Below are 21,460 nucleotides of genomic sequence, written 5' to 3'. Positions count from 1 at the left end.
ATCATGCTTACATTAACATTTGCGGGTCTACATCCAAACTAATGAGCAGTTTTTGCGCCTGAACATCATCGTCCATGCGCCGGGCTGTCTCCAGGGCAATTCCGATAGCGTCTACATCCCCCCGCCATTTTATCATACATTGGAATCGGTATCTATTCTTGATCCGGGGAATGGGCGAGGCTACAGGCCCTAGCACGTCGAAGGCATCGTTGCTGAAACGGTCGAGGCTTCCCAGCCAGCCTGCTGCATTGGCACGTTCTTTCAACAGACGTGTGTAATTTTCAGCCAGCCGGATTAGTACAGGCAATTGCTCATGGGAAAAGGTCACCAGAATCAGGCGGCAATACGGCGGGTATTGCAGATTGCGGCGGTGAAGCAGTTCCTCACGCACAAAAGAAACATAATCATGCTGGCTTGCATGCCCAATGGAATAGTGCTCCGGCGTATAGGACTGCACAAATACCTCACCTGGCAATTGATGGCGCCCGGCACGGCCCGCTACCTGGGTCAACAGCTGGAAGGTCTTCTCGGCAGCCCGGAAATCGGGCAGGTTCAGTGCCGAGTCTGCCGTGATGACACCAACTAGGGTAACATCTGGAAAATCCAATCCTTTGGCAACCATCTGAGTACCAAGCAGCACGTCCGCTTTTTTCTCCCGGAACTGCTTCAGAAGTTTCTCATGCGACCCTTTCTCTGTCGTTGTGTCCACATCCATGCGGATTACACGGATTCCCGGGAACAACTTGGCCAGTTCTTCCTCCACTCGCTGCGTACCTGTACCAAAGTAACGGATATGTTCACTGCCACATTCCGGGCATACCTCGGGAGCGGCTTCCGCATACCCGCAATAGTGACACCGAAGATTGTTTGAACGCTGGTGATACGTCAGTGAAATATCACACTCGGGACAGCCAGCCACATAACCGCAGCTGCGGCACATGACAAAAGTGGAATAGCCTCGGCGGTTCAATAGCAAAACTGTCTGCTCCCCGCGCTCCAAGCGTTCCTCCAGTCCCTTGTGCAGAGCCCGGCTGAACATTGAACGGTTGCCATCCTTTAACTCTTCGCGCATATCAATGATCCGTACATCCGGCAGGTTGTTGCCAAGCGCCCGAGTAGGCATTTCCAGCAGCAGCGGGGCAAAATCATCATTGCTCTGCGAACGTGCGGCATAATAACTTTCCAGCGAAGGCGTCGCGGAGCCCAGGACCACAACAGCCTGATGCTGCTGTGCTCTTTTTACAGCTACATCACGGGCATGGTATTTCGGCGTTTCCTCTTGTTTGTAAGAGGTCTCATGTTCCTCATCCATAATGATTAGACCCAGTCGGTCAAATGGAGCAAAAACAGCGGAACGCGCGCCAATGGCAACCTTTACTTGTCCTTCCCGGATTTTGCGCCATTCATCATAACGCTCTCCACCCGAGAGACGGCTGTGCATAACGGCAACCTGGTCTCCGAATCGTCCTTTAAACCGCTCAACCATTTGTGGTGTGAGGGCAATCTCAGGCACAAGAACAATAGCCTGCCGATCCTGCTCAATACATTGCTGAATCGTCTGCAAATATACTTCGGTCTTACCGCTACCTGTTACACCATGTAACAAAAAGACGCCATGGCGCCTTTCCTGTAATCGGCCATTTATTTTATCGTACACATTCTGCTGCTCTGCAGTAAGAGCAAGCGGTTCAGTGGCGCGAAACTTTCTGCCCTGGTAAGGGTCACGAAAGACTTCCACGTCTTCCGTTACCAGCAGCCCTTTCTCCTCAAGCCCTTTGACGGTAGCCGCAGACACTTGAAGCGTGGCCAGCAATTCTTTCATCGGCATCGGCAGCAGCTCTTTCATTTCCAGCAGAAAAGCAAGAACCTCCTTCTGCCGCTGTGCCTTAGCGGGGAAAGATGCAAGTGCCTCCTGCGCAGCAGCCGTATCTACCGCCAAATCCACTGCCTTCATTGTTTTTTTGTTCAGCTTGTCCTTGATTGCCTGGCTCTCCAGCAATACACCGCCAAGCAGAAGCTTTTTGATCAACGCTGCATGATTGGGATATTTACGGCTCAATTGCTGCAAAGGCACCTGCCCCCGACTTTGAACAAAACGTATAATGTCCTGCTGCACCTTCTCGGAGGTGGACTCCTCTCCCCACACGAAGAGGACATCTTCATCCGACCGTGCTCCGGCCTGCTGTCCATCCAGTGCATCCCCAATAGAGATATATCGTTCTGCTTTACCTTTCAGTGCAGTCGGCACCATGACCTGCAGCGACAAAATGCGGTTGCTGGCATATCGCTCACTCATCCACTCCGCGAGCTGCACCAGATCTTCTGACAAGGGGGGAACAATGTCCAACAGTTCCTGAATGGGTTTCAACTTGAAGGATTCTGTACCGGTACGCGGTACAAGATCAACCACAAATCCCTGCACGGTTCGATGTCCAAACGGCACACCTACCCGACTGCCAATCTCAATCCAATCACGCATCGATTCCGGCACCAGATAATCAAAGGGCCGATCGGTCTGTTTCACCGGAACATCGACAATAACCTTGGCGATCTCCATATTTAATTCCTCCCGGCAATGCGCTCCGCCGCAATCGCAAGCAATCGGTGAGCTATGTCCTCCTTAGACATCACCTGAAGCTCTTCCACCAACCCTTCACGGTCATATATATGAACTGCATTGGTATCTGCTCCAAATCCGATACCCGGACGGGCAACGTTATTGGCTACGATCAGATCACAGTTTTTCCGTTCCAGCTTCTCCCTTGCGTACATCTCTACAGAATGGGTCTCTGCGGCAAAACCAATTAGAAATTGATGACTCTTTTGCTTCCCTAATGTTTCAAGAATATCTATATTTTTCACAAGTTCCAGCGATAGCGTATCGCCTTTCTTTTTTATTTTCTCCTCATGTACTTCCTTGGGACGGTAATCGGCAACTGCCGCAGCCTTAACGACGATATCAGCATGATCCCAGTGACTCGAGACCGCTTCGTACATATCCTGGGCAGACTGCACCTGAATCACTTCCACATTTGTTGGCGGCTGAACTTGTGTACTGCCCATAACGAGCGTAACCTCTGCTCCCAAATCACGTGCTGCTGCAGCTATAGCAAATCCCATTTTGCCGGAAGAGTCATTGGTAATATATCTGACAGGATCAATACGCTCAATCGTCCCTCCGGCCGTCACAACCACTTTTTTGCCTTTTAACAATGAGGCCTGTTGTTTCAAGCCCGGTTTGGCTGACTCCTGATCTTCAAAAAAACGTTCAACCACCTCGACAATCGTCTCCGGCTCTTCCAGTCGCCCTTTGCCCACGTATCCACATGCGAGTTGTCCTTCACTTGGTTCAATCATCAGTGTTCCTCGCTCGGAAAGTAGACGCATATTGTGCTGGACAGCAGGGTGATCATACATATGAACATTCATGGCAGGTGCGATCATTACCGGAGCGGTCGTTGCCAGCAGTGTTGTGGATAGCATGTCATCGGCCATGCCATGTGCCATTTTGGCAATAACGTTGGCTGTTGCCGGGGCAACCAGAACCAGATCGGCCATATCGGCCAAATGAATATGTGATACGACCGATGGCTCACGCTCATCGAATGTATCACTGTAGACTACATTTCGGGTCAACGTTTGCAGCGTTAATTCGGTAATAAACTGTTTGGCAGAGTCCGTCATAATGACATGAACGTCCGCCCCTTTTTGCACCAGTCTACTGCATAATGTAGCCGCCTTGTATGCGGCTATGCCGCCAGTCACGCCAAGTACGATTTTTTTACCGTTCAACATGGTTATTTCCCCCGATATATACGACGTTTAAACGATGAATAGAGAAAAAAATAACAACCTCGCGGTTGTCAAATAAGTCCGGCTTGCGCCGTATGCAGTTGAAGAGCAGCCGCAGGCGGCTTACTCTTCTTCCTCTTCGTCCTGTCCTTTGATGACAACGAGATGATCACCATAAATTTCTTCGAGTGCAACGCCAACCTGTTTATGGGATCTTGCATTTCTCAGATCCGTTTTTTCGCCTTCACGAAGCTGTCTGGCCCGGCGGGAAGCAGCAACAACAAGAGAATACTTGCTGTCGACTTTGTTCATCATTTCATCAATAGAAGGATACAGCATGTTTACAAAACACCTCTTTGCATTAGTATAATCCCTTTGACCTGCCTAACAGAATGCAACCATTCAGTCGTTCACATGAACCGAACTTCGTCTGACCATCTATAGATATATGTCAGCAGTTCTCCGAATAATTGCATCCTGCGGCAGCCAAAAAAATTATTTATTGATCTTACAATGTTCGGCGATAATAATGCTTTCTATTCGTTTGCACGCCAAATCAATCTCGTCATTAACGACAGCGTAATCGTACTGCTCCAGCAGACTAATCTCATCCACGGCTACGGACATTCGGTGATCAATTGTTGCCTGACTCTCCGTACCGCGTCCCTGGATGCGATCTTTGAGCTCGTCCAATGAAGGAGGCAGCAGAAATACAAAAATCCCTTCCGGGAACTTCTCTTTCACTTTTAACGCGCCTTGAACTTCAATCTCAAGAATGATGTCGCGGCCTTCGTTAATCGTTTTCTCCACAAAGTCACGTGGTGTTCCGTAATAGTTACCTACATATTCTGCATGCTCCAGCAGCTGGTCTTCAGCAATCATGTTCTGGAACTCTTCATGACTTCTGAAGAAGTAGTTCACACCATGCTCTTCACCCAGACGAGGCTGGCGAGTCGTTGCAGACACAGAATAGATCAACTCCGGCACACGTTTGCGCAAAGCGCTGCATACTGTACCCTTCCCGACCCCAGATGGGCCGGACAACACTATCAGTAATCCCTTAGACATATTACACTCCATTTTATTCGTCGTTGTCATCATCTTTCGAAGAAAGACGATGGGCGACCGTCTCAGGCTGAACCGCCGACAGAATGACATGATCGCTATCCGTGATAATCACGGCACGAGTACGTCTTCCGTACGTTGCGTCTATCAGCATATGACGATCTCTTGCCTCTTGTATAATTCTCTTGATCGGCGCCGATTCCGGACTTACGATGGATATAATCCGGTTCGCCGATACGATGTTACCGAATCCAATGTTAATGAGTTTGATTGCCATAATCAGGTTCTTCCCCCTATACATGCGACTCTCTTGCCGAAATATGGCCGTTCATTCGATATTCGCCGCCTGCTCGCGAATTTTCTCCAGCTCCGCCTTCATCTCGACAACACGGTTCACCAGAGCCAAATGGTTGGCTTTTGATCCAATCGTATTGACTTCCCGATTCATCTCTTGAATAAGAAAGTCCAACTTGCGGCCTACCGGCTCTTCGCTCTTCAGCAGTTCCCTGCTCTGTCCGAAGTGGCTGAGTAGACGCGTAAGCTCCTCCTCTATGTTAGAACGATCGGCAAACACAGCAATTTCCATACCCAATTTATGCTCGTCAAAAGGGAAAGAGCCTTCCTCCTGCATTTCCGTAAGCCTTTGTCTTAACTTGTTGCGGTAATCTGATACCACAGTAGGTGCAAGAGCAAGCATCTCGGTATGCAGCGACTCCAGACGACTAATCCGCCGTTCCAGATCACTGGCCAGATGAAGACCCTCACGCGCGCGCATTTGCTCCAGACTGGACAAGGCCTCTTCCAAACTCTGCTGCAGCACACGCTCCCATTCGTCCTTCTCTTCCTCCGGAATTGAACTCGTTCCATCGGAATGAACCATGACATCCGGCAATGAAAGCATGTCCATAATGCTCGGTTTGCCCTGCATCCCAAAGCGGGATTCCAGCTGTTCTGCTGCCTGCAGATAGGCCCTGACTGCCTGTTCATTAAGCACGGCAGGAAGAGCCTGATCTTCATCTTTTTCTTTCATTACATAAACATCAATCCGCCCGCGCTTCAGCCGGCTCTGTACTCTTTTCCTCAATCCGTCTTCATAACATGTCCATTCTTTCGGCATGCGCATCATCACTTCACAGTAACGATGATTGACGGATTTGATCTCCAATTGTACCTTGTAGCCTCCAAAATGAAAGGCGGATTGACCGTATCCGGTCATACTGAATGACATCGGCATCACATCCGTTACACTATTGTAATTGATTATTAGGGTTGAAACAAGTAGGACATTGGTGCTCGGACTTCTCCCATACATATTGGGTCAGTTCGGCAGTCATGCCGTAGAACATAAACGGAGTCATCAGGTAGATCCCCTTGAAATGGGCTGTTGCCACATCCAATAGCTCTTTGGCAATTTTCACGCCCATAGCCCGTCCTTCTTCTCCTTCGAGACCAGCCATGCGAGAACGAACTTCATCCGACAGCTGAATGCCTGGAACTTCGTTGTGCAGGTATTCTGCATTTCGTCCACTTGCCAGCGGCATTACACCAACGAAAATAGGCACTTCCAAATGTTTGGTCGCCTCATGCATGGCTACGATCAATTGCGGGTCATAGACAGGCTGCGTCATAATGTAATCGGCTCCGGAGGCAATCTTTTTCTCCAGCCTCTGAACCGCCTTATCCAGATGTTTCACATTCGGGTTAAACGCTGCTCCGATGACAAAACCTGCCTTCTGTTTAAGCGGTTTGCCGGAGAAAGCCACACCGTCGTTCAATTGCTTGATCATACGTATAATTTCAAATGAAGTCAGATCGTATACGGAACTGGATCCGGGAAGATCACCGAAACGCGCTGGATCACCTGTAACCGCAAGCACGTGGTTGATACCGAGAGCGTCAAAACCCATCATGTGTGACTGGGTCCCAATGAGATTTCGGTCACGGCAAGCAATATGTACAAGCGGACGTAAGCCCGTACGATCCTGAACGAGATGTCCCAGAGCCATATTACTCATGCGGGTTACCGCCAAAGAGTTGTCAGCCAGTGTCAGCGCATCCGCACCAGCGGCTTTCAGTGTTTCGGCACCTTTCATGAATTTGGCAATATCCAGGTCACGAGGCGGGTCGAGTTCAACGATAACCGTGTGGCGCTGTTTGACCAGATCCACAATGGTCGGCTGTCCACCACGGCCGGACCGTTCATCCACATTTTCATGCAGTACGATACGCGGTTTTGCTTCTGTTGGGTCAGGCAGGACGATGGGTGCTGCAGTGTATTCGGAAAGAGCCTGTGCGATTGCCGCAATATGATCAGGCGTTGTACCGCAGCATCCACCGATAATACGGGCGCCCAGATCGGCGAATTGCATCGCGGTCTGCCCGAAATATTCCGGTGTGGCACCATAACGGAACTGGCCATCGACGTAGTCTGCCGCACCCGCGTTAGGGTAAACAGACATCGGAACTCCGATTCGCCCGGATACGGTTTCCATGGCACGCATAATTCCGTTTGGACCGGAACGGCAGTTAAACCCAATCACGTCCGCACCCTGCTCACGCATGATCCGGAACGCTTCCGGCATCGTGTATCCATCCAGCGTATGTCCAATATCCTCAACTGCAAACTGCCCAATCACCGGCAGATCACTCAGCTTGCGAGCCTGCAGCAGGGCGATATCCATCTCTTCGATATCATAGAAGGTTTCAAGCAGAATCCCGTCAACCCCTTCTTCAAGCAGGGCAAAAATCTGCTGTTCGTAAAAACGCTTCAGTTCGCTTGTCGATACATTGGTCCGCTTGCCTCCACGAATGGAACCCACGGCCCCTAGAACGTATCCGTTTGAACCGGCGACCTCCTTGGCAATGCGTGCACCCGCACGATTGACTTCCGTCACCTTCGATTCCAGTCCGAACTTGGACAATTTGTCATAGTTGGCAGAGTACGTATTGGTCTCAAATATTTCAGTACCCGCTTCCAAATAACGACGATGCACATCTGCTACCACTTCAGGTGAGACCAAATTTAATTCTTCGTATGAAATTCCAACCGGGAAACCCATTTGGTACAGATATGTTCCCATCGCCCCATCTCCAATGAGAACTCGTTCCTGCAAGACACTCCGCAAATCCGCCTTCATCCCTTTTCCCCCCGCCTAGCTGATCATTTCATACTAATGTAACACAAAAGCCGATCAATAACGTAGAAAAACACAGGTTTTCCATGAAATTCAGTCAAAAAAAGAGGCCCGAAGGCCTCTTGGCTTAATCTGTTATCTTATGATGTGACTCCCTTGAAAACAACCTCTGCCGGTCCGGTCATATACACGTGATTGTCAGCTTCGTTCCACTCAATATGCAGGTCCCCGCCTTTGAGGCTAATAACTGCTGTACGATCCGTGTGTCCGTTCAATACGGAGGATACAAGCGTTGCACAAGCTCCGGTCCCACAAGCCAGGGTTGGACCCGCACCGCGTTCCCATACACGCATATCGACGAATCCGCGATCACGCACAGTGGCAAACTCAACATTGATCTTTTTCGGGAACATCGGATGAACTTCCAGCACCGGCCCCCAAGTCGAGAGATCAAAGTTCACTGCATCATCTACATAAATGACAGCGTGGGGATTTCCCATCGAAACTGCCGTGAATTTGAACTCCTGTCCGTTCGCTTCAATCGTATGGTCAACCACAGGGTTGGCATCCACTGTTGTCGGAACCTGAAGCCCGTCCAAAATAGGCTCGCCCATATCTACACGAACGGTTGCCACTTTGCCGTCAAGTACATTAAGGGTTACCGGCTGCACACCAGCGCCGATGGTTTCAATGGTGATGTGCTCCGACGTCACATGGCCATGGTCATAAACATACTTCGCTACACAGCGAATCGCGTTGCCGCATTGTTCCGCTTCCGAACCATCAGAGTTCATAATGCGCATCTGAAAATCCGCCTTCTCTGAAGGCAGTATATAAACGAGTCCATCCGCACCGATGCCGAAGAAACGGTTGCACCATTTCACAGCAAGCTCTGCTGCATCAGCCGGAAGCTGTTTTTCTCCAAATACAACGATAAAGTCGTTGCCAAGTCCGTGCATTTTTGTAAATTCCATATCCTTGCCCACTCCTTTTGGCAGTCTGCTGCCAAAGCGTTATTCTTGCCTGTTTACACAAAAAAGCTATCCTGCAAAATGTCGAAGGCTTTCGCCCCGAATCATTTTGAGGATAGCATAACGAAAACGATAAGGAAATGCTATTGATTTTATGCCGAAAACTTTGTACTTTTCGGTACGAAGCTTCCAGGACCCATCCGGCGACGGTTACGACGGCCACCCCAGACACTGCCTGCCCCCATCAGGAACGTTGGGATACCTGCGGCAACAATGGAAATGGCCCATTCACGCATGCCGAGCGGTACGGTTTTGAAGATCGGCTGCAGCGGCTCCACGTACATCACAACCAGCATCAACACGACGGACGAGATCACCGCAAGAACCAGATATTTGTTCTGGAGCGGATTCCGGTGGAAGATGGAGCGTGAACTCCGGCAGTCAAATACATGAATCAGCTGCGCCAGAACAAGTGTTGCAAAAGCGACGGACTGTGCTTTGATAAGCTGACCCGGTTGATCCGGAGCTGCTTTAAGGGTAAGCCAGAACGCACCTAATGTACATAATCCGATCAATACACCGCGGCTGATGATTTTCCAGCCAAGTCTCCGGGCAAAAATATTTTCCTTGGCGCCGCGTGGCTTGTGCTCCATCAGGTCTTTCTCCGGCTGATCCACACCCAGTGCCATGGCCGGCAGGCCATCTGTCACGAGGTTCACCCATAGAATCTGGATGGGCACGAGCGGCAGCGGCAGTCCCATCATCATCGCGAAGAACATCGTCAAAATCTCGCCCACGTTGGAAGCAAGCAAGTACCGAATAAACTTCCGAATATTCTCATATATATTACGCCCTTCTTCAATCGCCGCTACAATAGTAGAAAAATTATCATCACTGAGAATTAAGGCCGATGCCTCTTTCGTCACATCCGTACCTGTAATTCCCATCGCAATCCCGATGTCCGCCGCTTTGATCGCTGGTGCATCGTTGACACCATCCCCGGTCATCGCTACGACATGGCCTTTGCGCTGCAGGGATTTTACAATCCGGAGCTTGTGCTCAGGTGACACCCTAGAGAAGACATAGATACCTTCCACCTGTTTATCCAGCTCATCGTCCGTCAATCCTGCCAGCTGCTGCCCGCTTAGCGAACCTCCGCCCCGCGGAAGAATGCCCAGCTGCTGGGCTATCGCCTCTGCAGTAGTCCCGTGGTCACCCGTAATCATGACCGTACGGATACCCGCTCTGCGGCAAGTTGCAATCGCATCTCTGACTTCTCTCCGAGGTGGATCAATCATGCCTGCAAGTCCAACGAACACAAGCTGATTTTCGGCAGCATGCTCGTCATCTACTTTTTCCTCAGGGCGTACTTCACGATAAGCCATCCCCAAGACACGCAGGGCTGCTCCGGCCATCTTCTCGTTTGCGGCCATCACTTTCTGTCTCAACGTTCCGGTGAAAGGTACAACTTTGCCTTCCCATAAAATATAGCTACATTGTCCAATTAACACATCAGGGGCACCCTTGGTGTAGACCATGCGGCCTCCCTGATGCTGGATGAGGACAGACATTCGTTTGCGGTCCGAATCGAACGGGAACTCCTGTTGACGTACATATAACTCTTTGAGACCGGCAGGAGTAAGACCCATTTTGGAAGCCAGGGTGACGAGCGCTCCTTCGGTTGGATCGCCTTTCAGCTCCCATACGACGCCATCCTCCTTGATCGCCTCCTTCTTGCCATCCTTACCCTTTTTCTTATTGCGTTCTTCTGAGAAACTTTCCACAATACTCGCATTGTTACATAACGCACTGATCTGAAGCAGTCTTCGCAGCGTCTGATCACTCTTCAGCTCCACCGTATGGCCGTCTTCCAGCATCTGTCCTTCCGGTGCATACCCGTCCCCGGTGACTTTGATACTGCGACCTTCCAGCCATACATCGGTCACTGTCATCTTGTTCTGGGTTAATGTCCCTGTCTTGTCCGAGCAGATCACGGAGGCACAACCAAGTGTCTCGACAGAAGGTAATTTTCGTACAATGGCTTTGCGCTTAATCATTCGCTGCACACCCAGCGCAAGTGCAATCGTGACGATCGCCGGCAAACCTTCAGGTATGGCAGCCACCGCCAGACTGACGCCAGCAAGGAACATCCCAATCGCCGGTTGTCCATGCAAAATACCAGCTACAACAACCATCACGGTAAGCCCCAGTGCGACAAAGATGAGTATTTTGCCCAGTTGCTCCAAACGATGCTGAAGCGGCGTCTCCTGTTCCTCGGTATTTTGGATAAGATCGGCAATTTTGCCCATCTCGGTATCCATGCCTGTCCGAATGACAACGCCTCTGGCCGTCCCGCGGGTAACCATGGTGCCCATAAATCCAATGTTTTTCTGATCGCCGAGCGGTACGGCATCGTCTGCAATGGGGTTGCAGTGCTTGCTTACCGGAACCGATTCTCCAGTGAGTGCTGATTCCTCCACATCCAGACTGTTCGTTTCCAGCCATCTTACATCCGCCGGGATGCGATCTCCACTCTCGACAAGGATGATATCCCCAGGCACCAGCTGTTTGGCAGCAAGCTGCACTTCCTGACCTGCCCGAAGAACTTTGGCAAGAGGTGCGGACAGCTGCTTCAATGCGCGGAGGGAACGCTCAGCCCGAAATTCCTGTACGAAGCCCAGAATGGCATTTAACACAATAATCGCCACAATGGTAACGGCATCCAAATATTCTCCGAGCAATCCGGACACCAGTGTCGCCCCCATCAAAACGAGCACCATAAAGTCCTTAAATTGGTTAAGCAGCAGTGTAATTGGGGATATACGTTTTCCTTCACTCAGCTCATTTGAACCGGCGACCTTCCTCTTCTGCGCAACAGCTTCATCCGTCAATCCTTCCTCCAGACTGACGTCAAGCGTGCTGCGAAGCTCTTCTACGCTTAGTTGATGCCACTTGGTCTGTTCCATGCTTCAAGGTTCCCCTCCCAGTCTATATTTCCTGTAAAAGACGTTCATACAGCTGCTCGTGATCGCTAACAGGCAGCTGTATGTTACGCCGGACAAACTACCTGCTCTATATGTATTCGGACAGGACCCCAATTAGCACCCGGATGGTGAATCCTTTCCCTGATGGACAGAATAGGCTAAAATAAAAGTCTGCGGTCATAACGCAGTAGAAGCCGAGTTATCTTATGCAAGAAGGCAAGTGACAAACGAACTGCAACCGGTTCTGATTTCTACATATTCCAGTTGTGTGTTTCAGTTATAGATAGAGAGGAAGTTGAAAAATATGGCATTGGACGGCATTGTTACACGAGCCATCGTACACGAACTGCAGGGCTGCAAAGGCGGCCGCATTAGCAAAATTCATCAGCCTAACGGCCATGATGTCGTACTGACCCTTCGTGCACAACGCGGGAACAGCAAATTGCTGATATCGGCCAGTCCGACGTATCCCCGTGTGCACTTTACGGAGAAGACATTCTTAAACCCTACAGAAGCACCAATGTTCTGCATGCTGCTGCGCAAGCACTGTGAGGGAGCCATTATAGAGGAGATTCGTCAGATCGGCATGGAACGGATCATCCACATCGACGTTCGTCAACGCGACGAACTCGGTGACGTATCCGTAAAACGAATCATCATTGAGCTCATGGGGCGTCACAGCAATATCGTATTGCTCGACCCGGTCACGGGAACGATTTTGGACGGTATACATCACGTTACCCCTTCCATCAGCAGCTATCGGGTCATCATGCCCGGCTTCTCCTACACTGCTCCGCCAGAACAGCACAAAGTCAATCCGCTGGAAGTGAACAGCGTTGAATTCCTCAAGGGTTACTCTGAAACGGAAGAAGAGGCTGCCCGCTGGCTTGTGAATTCATTCAGCGGCCTGAGTCCGCTGATCGCAGGCGAGATTGCTGCTCGTGCCTCTAATCGTGACAATGGAGACGCATCGGCCGAGGCGAACCCCCTCTGGAATGCCTTTGATTCTGTGATGGAACCTGTGAGAGAGAATAACTACACCCCTATCACAGGACTGAATGCCAAAGGGAAAATGATCTTCTCAGCTGTCCGTCTTCAGAGTATTCAGGATGCGGAGAAGACCTATGACACGATGAGCAAATGCATGGAGGATTATTACGGGGATAAAGCCGAGCGGGATACGGTAAAGCAAAAGGTAAGTGATCTGCTGCGTTTTCTGCAAAATGAACGAAGCAAAAACGTCAAAAAACTCGACAATCTGAACAAGGATCTGCTCGAAGCCGATGACGCGGAAAAATACAGATTATGGGGTGAATTGTTATTTGCTTCTCTTCACCAGATTAGCAAGGGAGACAAAAGCGTTGAGCTTGTAAACTTCTATGATGAAGATCAGGCAACCATTACCATCGCACTCGATCCCCTGCTTACACCATCGGACAATGCGCAGCGTTACTTCAAGCGGTACAACAAATATAAGAATAGTCTGGCTGTCATTCATGAGCAGCTTGGCAAAACCAAGGACGAGATCGTCTACCTGGACAACCTGCTGCAGCAGCTATCCATCGCCTCCATGAACGATATTGAAGAGATCCGTGAAGAACTGGTTCAGCAGGGATATCTTCGCGACCGCAACAAAAAAGGCAAGAAGAAAAAGAAAAACGACCGTCCAACCGTACATCAGTTTACCTCGACTGAGGGGATTGATATTCTGGTAGGCAAAAACAACTTGCAGAATGAATATGTCACTAACCGTCTGGCGTCGGCCAATGATACATGGCTGCACACCAAAGACATCCCGGGTTCACACGTTGTCATTCGCAGCACGGACTTTGGGGAAGCTACGCTGGAAGAAGCAGCACAGCTCGCAGCTTATTTCAGTCAGGCCAAGGAATCAAGCAGTGTTCCTGTGGACTATACCTTTATTCGTCACGTACGGAAACCAAGCGGTGCCAAGCCAGGTTTCGTCATCTACGATCATCAAAAAACACTGTTTGTGACACCCAATGAAGAGTTGGTCAAAAGCTTGCCATCCACCATCAAAAACGGATAGGCGGCAGGTGCAACCACAAACAAAATGACACAAAAAAAGGCCCAGAACAGAGAATATCGTGTTCTGGGCCTTTTCAATGTGTTATAGTTGGCGGTTTGCCGCTGTCCGCAGTTGTTCAAGCACATCCAATGCTACCGTCTTGCTCCCCAGATCCCCGTGAAAAACAACTCCCTGTCTCACACCGTGGTAATCTGAGCCACCTGTCACAATTAAATCAAATTCATGTGCCAATGCGGCATACCTGTGTTCCTCTTCAGGGCCATGGTCGGAATGAAATACTTCAATTCCGTCCGGACGAGAATGCTCAATGATCCGGCGAACCAATTCATCATCTCCATAGAGACCCGGATGTGCAATTACTGCGGCTCCCCCTGCCTCTCTAATCCACTGACAGGCATCTTCAGGAGCGACACGTGGAACCGACACGAAGCCTGGCTTACCTTCCGCCAGATATCGATCAAAAGCATCCCTCATATCGACAGCATAGCCTTTGCTGACCAGGACATCAGCCATGTGCGGTCTGCCAATGCTCTCATCCGGCTCCAGAGGACGTCCCAGCCCCTCAATAACTTCCTCCCAGCTGATATCAAGACCAAGCTCCTGCAGTCTGGCAATAATGCGATGATTGCGTTCCTCACGTGCATCACGAAGTCCATGCAGCCGCTCCAGAAAAAGTTCATCCTTTATATTCATATAATAACCCAGCACATGGATGTCTTTGCCTCCTGCGCGGGTACTGATCTCAACGCCGGCTACAACCTCGATACCACATTCCTGGCCTGTCTGCTGTGCCTCTGCCACACCTGCTACCGTATCATGATCCGTGATTGCAACGGCTGACAGTCCCTTTTGTTTGGCCAGCCTTACATTTTCGGCAGGTGACTGCATACCATCCGAAGCCTGACTATGCGTATGAAGATCACAGCGTCCGTTAGGTAGATCCATTAACAACATCTCCTTGCTACATGGTTGTGTTCACGATTACTTACTTCCTTTATCCATCATTTCTTCCGCTCCAGTGTGCTCCTGCTGTCTCAGGTAGTTCAAGAATGCTACTGCGGATAGAGGGAGCAGGGAAGACTTCAAATGAATGGCATAGAATTGTCGTTTGAATGCAAGTCCGCGGATCTCAACAATATGCACGAGACCAAGTGCTAATTCATGCTGAACGGATGAAGGAGACAGCATGGTAATACCCACACCAGCTTCAACTGCCGATTTTACTGCACCCGTACTTCCAAGCTCCATCACGACATTCATGTCCTGCGGGTCAATGTTTTTCTTCTGCAGTTGGTCTTCCATGACCTGTCTTGTACCGGAGCCCTTCTCCCGCAGTACAAACGGATAAGCCATAACCTCTTCAAGCTCCACTTCCCCACGATCGGCGAGCGCGTGACCTGCCGGAACAATCAGCTTCAATTCGTCCTGCATCACCGGTTCCACAATCATGTCGGGATGATGGATCGGGGCTTCGATCAGGCCAAAGTTCAACTGGTGTTTCAAAATATCGTCCATAATTTGCGTTGTATTCATCACTTTCATTACGATCGAGATATCGGGATATTGCCTTGCAAAGGGACCAAGCATCCTCGGTAAAACATATTCGCCAATGGTCAAACTGGCACCGAGCTGTAATCTTCCCTGCAGCATCTGCGTGAAGGCCGACATAGCTTCATCGGTCTGCCTGACCAGTTCCACGCTCCGCTTGGCATGCGGCAGCAGGGTTCGCCCAGCTTCGGATAATTCTATCTTCTTGGTTGAACGGTGCAGCAGCTTGGTGCCAAAATAGTCCTCCAGTGATTGAATCTGCATCGTCACCGCAGGCTGAGTCATATGTAAGGCTTGCGCAGCTGCTGAAAAACTTCCCTTTTCCGCCACGGTGTAAAAAATATGCAACTGATGAAAATTCATATCTTCGCCCCTCTTCTGTACACTTACCTCATTGTAGCCGATTTCTTGAATTCCAACAAAAAAAGCATGCAGCTTGTCTGCATGCGATGTAGCTTGAATATATCATGGCTAAAATCTTAAATGTTTCTTCTGAATTACCTATGCTTCCGACTGTTCTTCACCAGAGTCATTCGTCTGGAATGCCTCAACCAGGAATAATACGATTTCAGGTCACGGAGCTCAATGGTCTCTGACATTCGCCCCAAAAAGGTAACTACAATCATCTTGTGAAGAGGATTGCCGGCGATGTCATATTCACCTTCAAGCTCGGAAAATTCCGCAACCACTACCACATCCTCGTCGATGAGGTAGACGTCCTGCTCATTACGGTAGTATGGCGTAATACGGTCCTGCTTCAGACACTCCCATAACCAAGCCGCAATATGGTCATCATCATTACGTGTGGGCTCAATACGGTCTGCATACCGCATTTTGGCATGATGGGTAATGACGATGTCAGCCACTTTTTTGTCTCCAAGAGCTACGAAAAACGGCTCGTAGGTGCTCCAACGTTGCATCACCTTATCACGCATGGGAATCACTCTCCACCAGATAGGACTTTCTATCTATTTATTACCAAATATATTACAACATAAGTCCCGCAAGCTCAAGGCGTAAGTTCAGATTTTTTCACAAAATCCGTTTTGTGCCTAATTCTTTATAAAAGTGAGCAAAAACCTATGATAACCAATAACCTTCTCTCTATATTAATCTCTTTTTAAAAGAAAAGGAACCCGCGATATGCCGGATTCCGCATAAGGTATTCAGTTTCTCACACCTATAATACATGTCGTCCTGCGCCGAGCTCGTCATCCATCGTTCTCAGCAGCTCATGTGACGCATCACATTTATATTCCCAGAACATCAATCCCGCGAGATCCTGTTCCAGAATATATCGGCATTTGGCCGTTACTGATTCCGAATCGTCGTATGAAATGAGTGTGTTGCCATTAAACAAATAAGGTGCCTTCGCTTCATCATCCCAATACCGGATATATCCGTTAAGGTCAATATACTTCTCGCTTAACTCTGTATATTCCGGACCATAGCCTCCGGTCGTCTCAGCCATCTGATGCAATCCGTTGTTACGGTCAGGCACCCCCTTCCACATTCGAGAGTAAAATGCCGCACCAATAACGATTTTATTTCGGGGTACACCCGCCTTTAGAAACATGCGTACGGACGCATCCGTGCTAATCCGGTATAAATCACCTGTCCCAGTATAGAGGTTAGTATGGTGTCCAGTCAGCACCTGAAAACCTCCACGCATGTCATATGTCATCAGCTGCACATAATCAAGATACTGCTGTACCTGATCCATTTCCGTGCCGTCAATGTAGTACTGGTCAGCACCGGCTGCAATCGTCAGCATGTAGTATCTATCATCTTGCTCACCTTGCTTCGTCAGAGCTGCCCTCATTGTTTTTAACAAAAGTGTAAAGTTAACTCTGTCCTCTGCAGAGGCAGCAATACCCGCCTCCCCATAGCACGGGTATTCCCAATCCAGATCAATCCCGTCCAGGCCATAGGTAGTCACTGCCAGAACAGCTGATTCTGCGAGCTTTTGTCTTCCTTGCTCGGTCGCCGCTGCCTCCGAGAATCCGCCTGCACTCCAGCCTCCCACAGACAAAATCATTTTCAAATCCGGGAAAGCTTTCTTGATGATTGGAATCCGGTCCATATGCTGCAGATGGCTGGTCTGAATGATACCTTCCTGTATATGACCAAAAGCGATATTGATATGCGTCATCCGGCTCAGCTCTGCCTCCAGTACATTATTCAAATCACGATGTCCGACGTATCCAATAATCCATTTGGGGTTCATAGGCTGCCTCCATCATGTTGGAATGGTTCACTGCGCTGTCCGGCCAGCTGCGAGCTTACCTGAATGGCTTCCTTCACGGCACCAATCCGATACCCCGATGAGACATAACGAATCTGATAAGCCTCATCCAGAACAACCAGATGGGGGTACCCTGACTCTGTCGCTCCAGAGCTGCGGAACACCTCGGGCAGTGAGGTAGGTGATGCCTCGCCTAACCGGACTTGTGACGGCAGCATCTCGAGCTGCTGCGTCTTCAAGGACTTTCCTGTAGCAGCAGAGCCAGTAATTAGAACAACCGATATGTTACGTTCCACCAGTTCTTGCCTCAAGTCAGCAAGTTCTTTCAGCAAATGCATGGTCGGTTCGCGGTCCGGTTCAATCCAGGAAAGAAGTATGCCTGAGGCCGTCCCACTTACGCAATGCTCGAGTGTAGATACGTTCTTGTCCTGCCATCGCAATTCCATGTGTTTATCCACCGTTCCAAGGACAGGAATTTCTTCATCGGCGCTGCGGAAGGTTACGGCAACACAAGACTCTTCCCCTTCGTTCAAATTAAAATAAGTGAATCGAGCTCTTACCGTGCCGTTTTTCAAACGTACGCCTGTCGTCATGCGATAGGCCCCCTCCTCTGCTGGCAGAGGCTCATCAAACAGCTTTGTCTCTTTATAAGGAAAATGCAGGGTCACGTATTTCCCCTGAACAAGACGAGCAATGGAAATATTCTCATAGTAGGAAGCCTCCGGCATGTTTCCTCCTGACTGGTTTTGCACAAGACGAATGTTTCCCATTCGCTGCTTCCCCTTTTCTTTATTACCAAGATCCGCGAAGATCCAGGACCCTTTCTGCCAATACTGCGGCTTGCGTTCGCTTGGATGCAAACGGGATGGGATGCCAAGGCTGCGACAGAGGGCAACAAACAGGATCGCCAGCGATTCCTCGTCCCCGGCCATGATCCGAAAGGTTCCTGCTGCTGTACCTTTTCCTTTTAGATTGGGCAGATCCTCCCAATGAGCGAACTTTTCCTTGAGTGCCTCAGCAAGAAGCGAAGGCTCTCTCACCATTGCGTCCCTCTCATCTGAAGCAAACGCGGCTCGGAATTGTTTCCTGTACGGCCCAAGCATTTCAAAGGCAACGCGCGGACATAACAAATAGGGAATAAACAAGGTATCCGGGAGCATACCACGCTGCGGAAGCGAATAAGCTAAATGCTCATGCAGGACCGGACGGAACGTATCAATCAGATCTTTACTATTCAGCGACTCCAGCAGCAATAACGGCCATTGCCCGTGCTCAGGAGAGCTTTCCCTGAGAAACGCGGCAATTTCATGACTATTTCCGCGCGCCTTCTGCATGACGTCCCATACCCTCGCCTCCGGAAGTCTTAGCTCACGAGATAGATCGATGCTCTCCTTATGGGTTACAAACGTTGCTTCATACGCAGTCCGGATATACGTCCCTTCCGACAAACGCTGCTGATGGAGCGACTCCGCTTCCTCTGTCAATGCCGGGAGTTCCTCTCCCACCGTCTCAGGCGGAGGAACCATATCGAAATCAATCACTCCGCTCTCCTGCTCAGGTTGATTTTGCAGATCCAGCACGAGTTCCAATCGGTCTGTTTGGTCAATCGTGATCTTATGCTCCCGCCACCGTCCCTGATATACCGCCCGGATGAGCAGATCTCCATGTCCCGTTTTGAAGACCACTTCTCCGTCTTCATTCGTCAATAACTCCGCAATCGGATAGAATTCGGCCATGTTATACAGCTCAAATCTCACGGAAGCACCCTCCACTGCAACTCCGGCCAGATCCTTGACCGCTACGGTCAGCTCCTTCGTTGGAGCGTAATTCTCCAATAGATTCAGCTCGGTGTACCATTCGGTTGCCAGTGTCACATCCTCTGGACCATGGTAACCACCCAGTACTCTCGTATTCATCAGCATCGAGCGACGGGCAGGAGGCGTAAACCATCCCTGGTTCAGCCTGGCCTCCGGTTCACAGGCGCCGATATAATGCCAGGTTCCGTCAGCCCACGCTTCCACCCAGGCATGATTGTCGTCACAATGCGCCCAGCGAGGAGTGTATACCTGACGGGCAGGGATACCAATACTTCGTAGTGCGGTCACTGCCAGTGTTGATTCTTCCCCGCAGCGTCCCCTTGCACTCCGAATCATGGTGAGCGGCGAAACCGTCCTAAGGTCGCTGCCAGTATAGACTGCTTTTTCATGGCACCAGTAGTTGGCCTCCAGAATCGCGTCTGACATCGTGAGCGACTTGATGCGATCGGACAGTTCTGCGTAGAAGATCGCTCGGCAATCTTCGATATTCTCCGTATTCACCCTGCATGGAAGCACAAAGTGAAGGAACAAATCATCCGGTACCCGCTGCCCCCATGGAACCTCCCGCCGTATTCGCAGAGTTGATCTTACGTGATTTAAAAACAGTGTACCCGGAACATCTGCCAGATCCTGAAGCGGACTGTATGCATACACAAACTTGAGCGCCCACTCTTCTTCTACGGACAGCGGCTCCCTAAATACGGAAAAGATCTCGTCAGCCTGTGCCTGGACAAGCTTCTTTTTGATACGGAGTTTATCTTCAATCGATTTCATTTCTTCGGGAGTAAGCGAAAACGCCGACGTTTGCACACTCATTTCGTATCCCTCTCTTCCCACAGGTTCCCGTCTTCGCGAATGAACCATCTTCCGGTCCCATCCGCAGTCGCAGCTGAAATTTGAAATAGGCTTGTAGCAGCATAAACCTCAGGATGAACTTCCACTTCAGAAATCCAGCCGAGCAATGACAGATCTTGCGTAAACGTCCCATTCTTTTCTCTGTAATTACGCTGCAGATAATATAGCTTTCTTAGCTCCCATTTAATCCGTTCATCCTGTGGCAGCACAAAATCGTCATGACCATCCTCACCCGCAAACACAACATAACCCCATAGTTCGGGATAATGCATATTCACCAGTCCCATCGGCGACCAGACCCAGTTGTCCTCGGGATATGGCTTACCGGTTGCGGGATCCATTATTTTGCGGTAATTTCCATCCACCACTTCAGTCTGCCACTCCACCCGTGAGAAATTGACTCTCCAAAATTCACCCGGCAGGGGTGCCCGCTTTTCCTTGGCGCATTCTTTCAGACTGGTCCACGGGATCGCAACCTCAACAGACCATTTCCGGTTAATCCCTTCGGGACGATTCAGCTCGCCGTCAATATACACGGCTGTCTTCAATCCTTTTAAATCCCAGCTGTCCAGCGGTGGCCCTCCGTCCCGGTATGGCTTGATGAGGAGCAGGTCCCATACCGTATTTAGCGCATTGATCTCGAATTCATAATAACCGTGGCTGTCCCCGTCAGGATCAATAAAAATTTCAAAGTCATTATCATAAAAAATGACAGAATCCCGCTCCGTCAGCGTTGCCCAGATCTGATCTTCCCAAAGCTCGGCACCAAAATAAAAATATTCATCATCCCATAGCATTTTCACCCTTGTATCCTTGGCCGGAGCAGGACGAAGATCCCCTTCAATATCTACGAACTTGTCCGTCCATTCCGCCTGATCCCAAAAAGGCTTATCCAGCCTTCCGTCTAGCTCCAATCCACCTGCTGCACGATGGCAAATGTAGTGTTTCGGCTGATAAATATCGATATGTGGTATAGGCACGCCACTTAGCATCATGTTG

16 protein-coding genes are annotated in these 21,460 nt (G+C 49.9%); 1 reads left to right on the top strand and 15 read right to left on the bottom strand.

The features are described from left to right. Positions 1-7: 7 nt before the first annotated feature. The 9 genes from priA to ABIC22_RS18815 all read right to left on the bottom strand — a co-directional run bounded on the left by priA (position 8) and on the right by ABIC22_RS18815 (position 11,928). Positions 8-2,557 (bottom strand): primosomal protein N', encoded by a 2,550-nt coding sequence (gene priA / locus ABIC22_RS18855; protein ID WP_354483036.1) that lies wholly within the window; start codon positions 2,555-2,557, stop codon positions 8-10. A 2-nt stretch (positions 2,558-2,559) separates the two neighbouring features. Beyond that, on the bottom strand, positions 2,560-3,795 hold the full coding sequence (gene coaBC, locus ABIC22_RS18850) for a bifunctional phosphopantothenoylcysteine decarboxylase/phosphopantothenate--cysteine ligase CoaBC (RefSeq protein ID WP_354483034.1): 1,236 nt from the start codon (positions 3,793-3,795) through the stop codon (positions 2,560-2,562). A gap of 120 nt (positions 3,796-3,915) precedes the next feature. Next, positions 3,916-4,131 (bottom strand): DNA-directed RNA polymerase subunit omega, encoded by a 216-nt coding sequence (gene rpoZ / locus ABIC22_RS18845; RefSeq protein ID WP_095290265.1) that lies wholly within the window; start codon positions 4,129-4,131, stop codon positions 3,916-3,918. A gap of 156 nt (positions 4,132-4,287) precedes the next feature. Beyond that, positions 4,288-4,860: a guanylate kinase gene (gmk, locus tag ABIC22_RS18840; protein ID WP_127537867.1), complete on the bottom strand. Its 573-nt coding sequence runs from the start codon at positions 4,858-4,860 to the stop codon at positions 4,288-4,290. 13 nt (positions 4,861-4,873) lie between these two features. Next, on the bottom strand, positions 4,874-5,134 hold the full coding sequence (gene remA, locus ABIC22_RS18835; protein WP_006209218.1) for an extracellular matrix/biofilm regulator RemA: 261 nt from the start codon (positions 5,132-5,134) through the stop codon (positions 4,874-4,876). Positions 5,135-5,185: 51 nt separating this feature from the next. Further along, positions 5,186-6,085, bottom strand: a complete 900-nt coding sequence (locus tag ABIC22_RS18830; RefSeq protein WP_110759221.1) for a YicC/YloC family endoribonuclease — start codon at positions 6,083-6,085, stop codon at positions 5,186-5,188. Positions 6,086-6,104: 19 nt separating this feature from the next. Continuing rightward, positions 6,105-7,994 carry a bifunctional homocysteine S-methyltransferase/methylenetetrahydrofolate reductase gene (locus tag ABIC22_RS18825; RefSeq protein WP_127537866.1) on the bottom strand — a complete coding sequence of 630 codons (1,890 nt, stop codon included), beginning with the start codon at positions 7,992-7,994 and terminating at the stop codon, positions 6,105-6,107. A 137-nt stretch (positions 7,995-8,131) separates the two neighbouring features. Beyond that, positions 8,132-8,965 carry a diaminopimelate epimerase gene (gene dapF, locus ABIC22_RS18820; RefSeq protein ID WP_127537865.1) on the bottom strand — a complete coding sequence of 278 codons (834 nt, stop codon included), beginning with the start codon at positions 8,963-8,965 and terminating at the stop codon, positions 8,132-8,134. Positions 8,966-9,114: 149 nt separating this feature from the next. Next, positions 9,115-11,928 carry a calcium-translocating P-type ATPase, SERCA-type gene (locus ABIC22_RS18815; RefSeq protein ID WP_354483028.1) on the bottom strand — a complete coding sequence of 938 codons (2,814 nt, stop codon included), beginning with the start codon at positions 11,926-11,928 and terminating at the stop codon, positions 9,115-9,117. Between the two features lie 322 nt (positions 11,929-12,250). Between ABIC22_RS18815 and ABIC22_RS18810 the strand changes: the two genes are divergently transcribed. Continuing rightward, positions 12,251-13,996 (top strand): Rqc2 family fibronectin-binding protein, encoded by a 1,746-nt coding sequence (locus ABIC22_RS18810; protein WP_154895404.1) that lies wholly within the window; start codon positions 12,251-12,253, stop codon positions 13,994-13,996. Positions 13,997-14,077: 81 nt separating this feature from the next. Here ABIC22_RS18810 and ABIC22_RS18805 read toward each other — a convergent pair whose 3' ends face one another. The 6 genes from ABIC22_RS18805 to ABIC22_RS18780 form a co-directional block, all read right to left on the bottom strand. After that, the gene (locus tag ABIC22_RS18805; RefSeq protein WP_354483025.1) at positions 14,078-14,941 is read right to left on the bottom strand and encodes a PHP domain-containing protein; all 864 of its coding nucleotides are present in this window, start codon (positions 14,939-14,941) and stop codon (positions 14,078-14,080) included. A 36-nt stretch (positions 14,942-14,977) separates the two neighbouring features. Next, positions 14,978-15,907, bottom strand: a complete 930-nt coding sequence (locus ABIC22_RS18800; RefSeq protein WP_095359359.1) for a selenium metabolism-associated LysR family transcriptional regulator — start codon at positions 15,905-15,907, stop codon at positions 14,978-14,980. A gap of 134 nt (positions 15,908-16,041) precedes the next feature. Beyond that, positions 16,042-16,479: a hypothetical protein gene (locus tag ABIC22_RS18795; RefSeq protein WP_095290252.1), complete on the bottom strand. Its 438-nt coding sequence runs from the start codon at positions 16,477-16,479 to the stop codon at positions 16,042-16,044. A gap of 245 nt (positions 16,480-16,724) precedes the next feature. Further along, positions 16,725-17,771, bottom strand: a complete 1,047-nt coding sequence (locus tag ABIC22_RS18790) for a glycoside hydrolase family 18 protein (protein WP_354483022.1) — start codon at positions 17,769-17,771, stop codon at positions 16,725-16,727. Next, positions 17,768-20,422, bottom strand: a complete 2,655-nt coding sequence (locus tag ABIC22_RS18785) for a transglutaminase domain-containing protein (protein ID WP_354483019.1) — start codon at positions 20,420-20,422, stop codon at positions 17,768-17,770. The genes ABIC22_RS18790 and ABIC22_RS18785 overlap by 4 nt, the downstream gene beginning before the upstream one ends. Continuing rightward, positions 20,419-21,456 (bottom strand): carbohydrate-binding family 9-like protein, encoded by a 1,038-nt coding sequence (locus ABIC22_RS18780; protein ID WP_354483016.1) that lies wholly within the window; start codon positions 21,454-21,456, stop codon positions 20,419-20,421. Before ABIC22_RS18780 ends, ABIC22_RS18785 begins: the two co-directional genes overlap by 4 nt. Between the last annotated feature and the right edge of the window lie 4 nt (positions 21,457-21,460).

Source organism: Paenibacillus sp. PvP094, assembly GCF_040546835.1.
Classification (GTDB): domain Bacteria; phylum Bacillota; class Bacilli; order Paenibacillales; family Paenibacillaceae; genus Paenibacillus; species Paenibacillus illinoisensis.
The sequence above is the reverse complement of the archived record's forward strand: the minus strand, read 5'-3'. Positions and strand labels throughout refer to the sequence as shown.

What these genes read in the sequence shown, in the direction of transcription:
- priA (WP_354483036.1), bottom strand. Translation starts at nt 2,557, where the DNA reads ATGGAGATCGCCAAGGTTATTGTCGATGTTCCGGTGAAACAGACCGAT.
- coaBC (WP_354483034.1), bottom strand. Translation starts at nt 3,795, where the DNA reads ATGTTGAACGGTAAAAAAATCGTACTTGGCGTGACTGGCGGCATAGCC.
- rpoZ (WP_095290265.1), bottom strand. Translation starts at nt 4,131, where the DNA reads ATGCTGTATCCTTCTATTGATGAAATGATGAACAAAGTCGACAGCAAG.
- gmk (WP_127537867.1), bottom strand. Translation starts at nt 4,860, where the DNA reads ATGTCTAAGGGATTACTGATAGTGTTGTCCGGCCCATCTGGGGTCGGG.
- remA (WP_006209218.1), bottom strand. Translation starts at nt 5,134, where the DNA reads ATGGCAATCAAACTCATTAACATTGGATTCGGTAACATCGTATCGGCG.
- ABIC22_RS18830 (WP_110759221.1), bottom strand. Translation starts at nt 6,085, where the DNA reads ATGTCATTCAGTATGACCGGATACGGTCAATCCGCCTTTCATTTTGGA.
- ABIC22_RS18825 (WP_127537866.1), bottom strand. Translation starts at nt 7,994, where the DNA reads ATGAAGGCGGATTTGCGGAGTGTCTTGCAGGAACGAGTTCTCATTGGA.
- dapF (WP_127537865.1), bottom strand. Translation starts at nt 8,965, where the DNA reads ATGGAATTTACAAAAATGCACGGACTTGGCAACGACTTTATCGTTGTA.
- ABIC22_RS18815 (WP_354483028.1), bottom strand. Translation starts at nt 11,928, where the DNA reads ATGGAACAGACCAAGTGGCATCAACTAAGCGTAGAAGAGCTTCGCAGC.
- ABIC22_RS18810 (WP_154895404.1), top strand. Translation starts at nt 12,251, where the DNA reads ATGGCATTGGACGGCATTGTTACACGAGCCATCGTACACGAACTGCAG.
- ABIC22_RS18805 (WP_354483025.1), bottom strand. Translation starts at nt 14,941, where the DNA reads ATGGATCTACCTAACGGACGCTGTGATCTTCATACGCATAGTCAGGCT.
- ABIC22_RS18800 (WP_095359359.1), bottom strand. Translation starts at nt 15,907, where the DNA reads ATGAATTTTCATCAGTTGCATATTTTTTACACCGTGGCGGAAAAGGGA.
- ABIC22_RS18795 (WP_095290252.1), bottom strand. Translation starts at nt 16,479, where the DNA reads ATGCGTGATAAGGTGATGCAACGTTGGAGCACCTACGAGCCGTTTTTC.
- ABIC22_RS18790 (WP_354483022.1), bottom strand. Translation starts at nt 17,771, where the DNA reads ATGAACCCCAAATGGATTATTGGATACGTCGGACATCGTGATTTGAAT.
- ABIC22_RS18785 (WP_354483019.1), bottom strand. Translation starts at nt 20,422, where the DNA reads ATGAGTGTGCAAACGTCGGCGTTTTCGCTTACTCCCGAAGAAATGAAA.
- ABIC22_RS18780 (WP_354483016.1), bottom strand. Translation starts at nt 21,456, where the DNA reads ATGATGCTAAGTGGCGTGCCTATACCACATATCGATATTTATCAGCCG.